At 60.3% G+C, this 3,888-nt stretch carries 5 protein-coding genes; 2 read left to right on the plus strand and 3 right to left on the minus strand.

The window, feature by feature from the left end:
- The 3 genes from FEM54_RS26720 to FEM54_RS26730 all read right to left on the minus strand — a co-directional run.
- The coding region (locus FEM54_RS26720) for a PqiB family protein (RefSeq protein ID WP_138453673.1) at positions 1–762 on the minus strand (762 nt) is incomplete at its 3' end.
- Positions 743–1,387 carry a paraquat-inducible protein A gene (locus FEM54_RS26725; RefSeq protein WP_138453674.1) on the minus strand — a complete coding sequence of 215 codons (645 nt, stop codon included), beginning with the start codon at positions 1,385–1,387 and terminating at the stop codon, positions 743–745. The genes FEM54_RS26725 and FEM54_RS26720, both read right to left, overlap by 20 nt.
- Positions 1,384–1,974, minus strand: a complete 591-nt coding sequence (locus FEM54_RS26730) for a paraquat-inducible protein A (RefSeq protein ID WP_017138199.1) — start codon at positions 1,972–1,974, stop codon at positions 1,384–1,386. Before FEM54_RS26730 ends, FEM54_RS26725 begins: the two co-directional genes overlap by 4 nt.
- Before the next feature lie 136 nt (positions 1,975–2,110).
- Between FEM54_RS26730 and FEM54_RS26735 the strand changes: the two genes are divergently transcribed.
- Both FEM54_RS26735 and FEM54_RS26740 read left to right on the plus strand, forming a co-directional pair.
- Positions 2,111–2,755: an MBL fold metallo-hydrolase gene (locus FEM54_RS26735; protein WP_017138198.1), complete on the plus strand. Its 645-nt coding sequence runs from the start codon at positions 2,111–2,113 to the stop codon at positions 2,753–2,755.
- A gap of 243 nt (positions 2,756–2,998) precedes the next feature.
- Positions 2,999–3,778 carry a YiaD family glycine zipper/OmpA-like lipoprotein gene (locus tag FEM54_RS26740; RefSeq protein WP_017138197.1) on the plus strand — a complete coding sequence of 260 codons (780 nt, stop codon included), beginning with the start codon at positions 2,999–3,001 and terminating at the stop codon, positions 3,776–3,778.
- Positions 3,779–3,888 lie beyond the last annotated feature (110 nt).

Below are 3,888 nucleotides of genomic sequence, written 5' to 3' on the forward strand. Positions count from 1 at the left end.
GATGCCGCCGGCCAACATCGATGACAAGGACTCGGTTTTCAGCGCAAAACCATTGGCGCCGACGCTCAGGTCAATGCCGCTGGCATTCCAGAATCGCGTGTTTTCGGTGACGTACACATCATTGGGCGCATGCACGAAAACCTCGATCTTCACGCCCTTGCCATCGTCATCCAGCTCGTAGGCCACCACCTGGCCCACCGGGATCTTGCGGTAGTACACCGGCGAGCCGATATCCAGCGAGCCCAGGCCCTGGGTATGCAACGTGAAGCGTTTGCCCGGCTCGCCATAGGTGATGGGCGGCGGGTTTTCCAGGCCCTTGAACTGTTTGGCGCGGGTATCGGATTGGCCGATATCGGCACCGATATAGTCACCGGACAGCAGGGTATCGATGCCCGACACGCCACCGGCACCGATGCGCGGGCGCACCACCCAGAACTTGGAGTCTTCACGGGTGAAGCTTTCCGCCTGCTTGGCCAACTTGATGGTGGCGTTGACGCTTTTCTGGTCATCGCTCAAGGCCACATCCGAGACTTGGCCGATCACCACGTTGCGGTATTTGACTTCGGTTTTATTGGCGACCAGGCCGTTGCCGGTCTTGAAGTTGAGGACGATGATAGGCCCCTGTTGCAGCACGCTGTGTACCACCAGCGAGATGCCCACCAGCACCGCCACGATCGGCACGATCCACACCAGCGAAACGCTGAAGCGCCGCGTCTTGATCGCCGGTGAGCCGGCGGGGGTGTCAGTGTTGCGTGAACTCATCCGAGATCTCCTCGTTGTGTGGGTTTTCCCAGATCAGGCGCGGGTCGAAACTCATCGCCGCGAGCATGGTGAACACCACCACCAGACCAAAAAACAAAATGCCCAGGCGCGGCTCGATGGTGCCCAGCGCCTGGAACTTGACCAGCGCGGCCACCAGCGCGACCACAATCACATCGAGCATGGACCAGTAGCCGATCAGCTCGACAAACCGAAACAGCTTCGAGCGCTCCTTGCGCGCCCACAGGCTGTTGCGCTGCACGGTGACCAGCAGCAGGGTCAGCGAGAGAAACTTGATACCCGGCACCGCAATGCTGGCAATGAAAATGATCAGGGCAATGTCCCAGGCACCATGCTGCCAGAACTCCAGCACGCCGCTCATGATGGTGCTGTCCGCGCCGGAACCAAGCAGGGTGGTGTTCATCACCGGCAATAAATTCGCCGGGATATAAAACGCCAGTGCCGTGAGCATGTAGGCCCAGGTGCGGGTCAGCGAGTGGACTTTACGCCGGTGCAACGGCGCGCCGCAGCGCTCGCACTCGCTGGGTTCGTCGCGCATGTCGCACGGCTGGCCGCAGGTGTGGCACAGGCACAGGTTGAGTTCACGGGCGGTCGGTGGCGAGTTCATACGGCGTCCCACAAGTCGCGTACGTCACGCCCGGCGATGCGAATCAGCAGCAAGGCGAGGGCGGCGAGGGCGAACAGGCCGGTGCCGGGGATCACGTCGAGCATGCCGGCCAGCTTGAACACCGCGACCATGGCGCCCAGCAGGCAGACTTCGAGCATGCTCCACGGCCTCAGGGCTTCCAGCCAGCGCATGCACAGTTTGAACGCTGGCGAGCGCTTGCCGGCCAGGGCGAAACTCAGCACCCACATCAGCAAGAGCAACTGAAAAACCGGCGCGATGATGATCGAGATCGCCGCGACCAGCGCAATAAAAGTGATCGGCCCCAGGCTCAGCGCGACCACCGAGTCCCACAGGGTCGCGCTGTTTTTCAAGCCTTTGAGGCTGATGCTCATCACCGGATAGAAATTGGCAAAGGTCCACAACACGGCTGCGGTAACGGTGAGCGCGAGGCGCTGTTGCACCGACAAACCGTTGTAGCGCTGCAACACGCCCGCGCAACGGGTGCACAGGGCTTTTTGATGTTTGGCGAGCGTGACCTTTTCGTACACGCAATCGCAGTGTTCGCAGATGATCCGAGGATTGGCCATACGTCTTGCTCCAAATGCGACGCTGCGGTGCGGGTTCCATGGCGCTGGAGTAGCTTAGCAGCTGATGCCCTTCGAATCCGCAGCAAGCTCCACCATACTGCGCCTGGAATGTGCCATAGAGCTTGCAGGAACGCCCATGAATATCGAAAAACCCGTGCTGATCCGCGAAACCTTCCCCGTCGGCCCTTTGCAGTGCAACTGCACCATCATTGGCGATCCGATCAGCAAAAAAGCCATTGTGGTCGACCCGGGCGGCAATCACGAGCTGATCCTTGCGCGCCTTGATGCGCTGGGCCTCAAGGTGGTGAGCATTATCCACACCCACGCCCACTTGGATCACTTCCTGGCGTCCGGCCAGTTGAAAGAGAAGACCGGCGCCACGCTGCATTTGCACAAAGAAGACCAATTTCTTTGGGATAACCTGGAAATGCAATGCCAGATGTTTCGTGTGCCCTACACGCCGGTGCCGTCGCCGGACCGCTGGCTGGAGGACGATGAGGAGTTGGCGTGTGGTTGTGGGGTGGCGCTGCATACGCCGGGGCACACACCGGGTTCGATGAGCTTCTGGTTTGCCGATGCCAAGCTGCTGATCGCCGGCGATACCTTGTTCAAGCGCGGCGTGGGGCGTACCGACCTGTGGGGTGGCGACCAGGCGACTATCGTGCGCTCGATCAAGCAGCGGTTGTACACCCTGGATGAGGGCGCGACCGTGGTGACAGGGCATGGGCCGGACACCTGTTTGGGTGATGAGATGCGCGAGAACCCGTTTGTGCGGGCTTGAGGGGACGCCTGGAAATAATTCCTGGGCGGGGGCTGTTCTCTCTCAAGCACCGCAGTAGCAAAAAACGCAGGTCGCGTTCAGCCTGCGTCTGCTACGGTTTCCCTGGCGGTGATAGGGGCCAGTATTTTGTTCTGGCTCGGGACGTGGCCACGGAATTTTTACCGTTTGTCGCGTTCCAAACTCCGCACAGGTCGATTGCCAATGTCCTCTGCACCACAGAATGCAAAAGTAGGAGCTCCCTTCATGTTCACTCCGCGTCGTCTGCTTGTTGTCGCTACCGCCGTAGCCCTGTTGTCCGGCTGCGCTTCACCTAATCCTTATGGCGGCAGCCAGGGACAGGCCAGCAACGGTTCCGAAGGGGGTATCAGCAAAACCGCCAAATACGGCGGCCTGGGTGCTCTGGCCGGTGCGCTGGCGGGTGCTGCCATCGACCATAACAACCGTGGCAAGGGCGCACTGATCGGTGGTGCTATTGCAGGCCTGGGCGCCGCCGGTTATGGCTACTACGCCGACCAGCAGGAAAAGAAACTGCGCGAAAGCATGGCCAACACCGGTGTTGAAGTGCAGCGCCAGGGTGACCAGATCAAGTTGATCATGCCGGGTAACATTACCTTCGCGACCAACTCCGACGCCATCGCCAGCAGTTTTTACCAGCCGCTCAACAACCTGGCCAACTCCCTCAAGCAGTTCAACCAGAACACCATCCAGATTGTCGGCTACACCGACAGCACGGGCAGCCGCCAGTTGAACATGGACCTGTCCCAGCGTCGTGCCCAGAGCGTGGCCAACTACCTGACCTCTCAAGGCGTCAGCCCGACCAACCTGAGCGCCCGCGGTGCCGGCCCGGATAACCCGATTGCCAGCAACGCCGATGTGAATGGCCGTGCCCAGAACCGTCGTGTAGAAGTTAACCTCGGCCCGATCCCCGGCCAGCAATACGGCCAGCCTGGTCAACAGCAGCAACAACAGGCGCCGCAGCAGAACAACCAGTTCCAGGGCAACCCGTACCAGCAATACCAGTAAACCCTGGGCAATAAAAAGGGCGCCGTGCAGTCAATGCACGGCGCCCTTTTTTGTGGCTGGCGATTACATCAGTCGATGTATTCGAACACTTTCACGATCTTCTGCACGCC

The organism is Pseudomonas edaphica (genome assembly GCF_005863185.1).
Classification (GTDB): Bacteria; Pseudomonadota; Gammaproteobacteria; order Pseudomonadales; family Pseudomonadaceae; genus Aquipseudomonas; species Aquipseudomonas edaphica.

What these genes read in the sequence shown, in the direction of transcription:
- FEM54_RS26740 (WP_017138197.1), top strand. Translation starts at nt 2,999, where the DNA reads ATGTTCACTCCGCGTCGTCTGCTTGTTGTCGCTACCGCCGTAGCCCTG.
- FEM54_RS26730 (WP_017138199.1), bottom strand. Translation starts at nt 1,974, where the DNA reads ATGGCCAATCCTCGGATCATCTGCGAACACTGCGATTGCGTGTACGAA.
- FEM54_RS26735 (WP_017138198.1), top strand. Translation starts at nt 2,111, where the DNA reads ATGAATATCGAAAAACCCGTGCTGATCCGCGAAACCTTCCCCGTCGGC.
- FEM54_RS26725 (WP_138453674.1), bottom strand. Translation starts at nt 1,387, where the DNA reads ATGAACTCGCCACCGACCGCCCGTGAACTCAACCTGTGCCTGTGCCAC.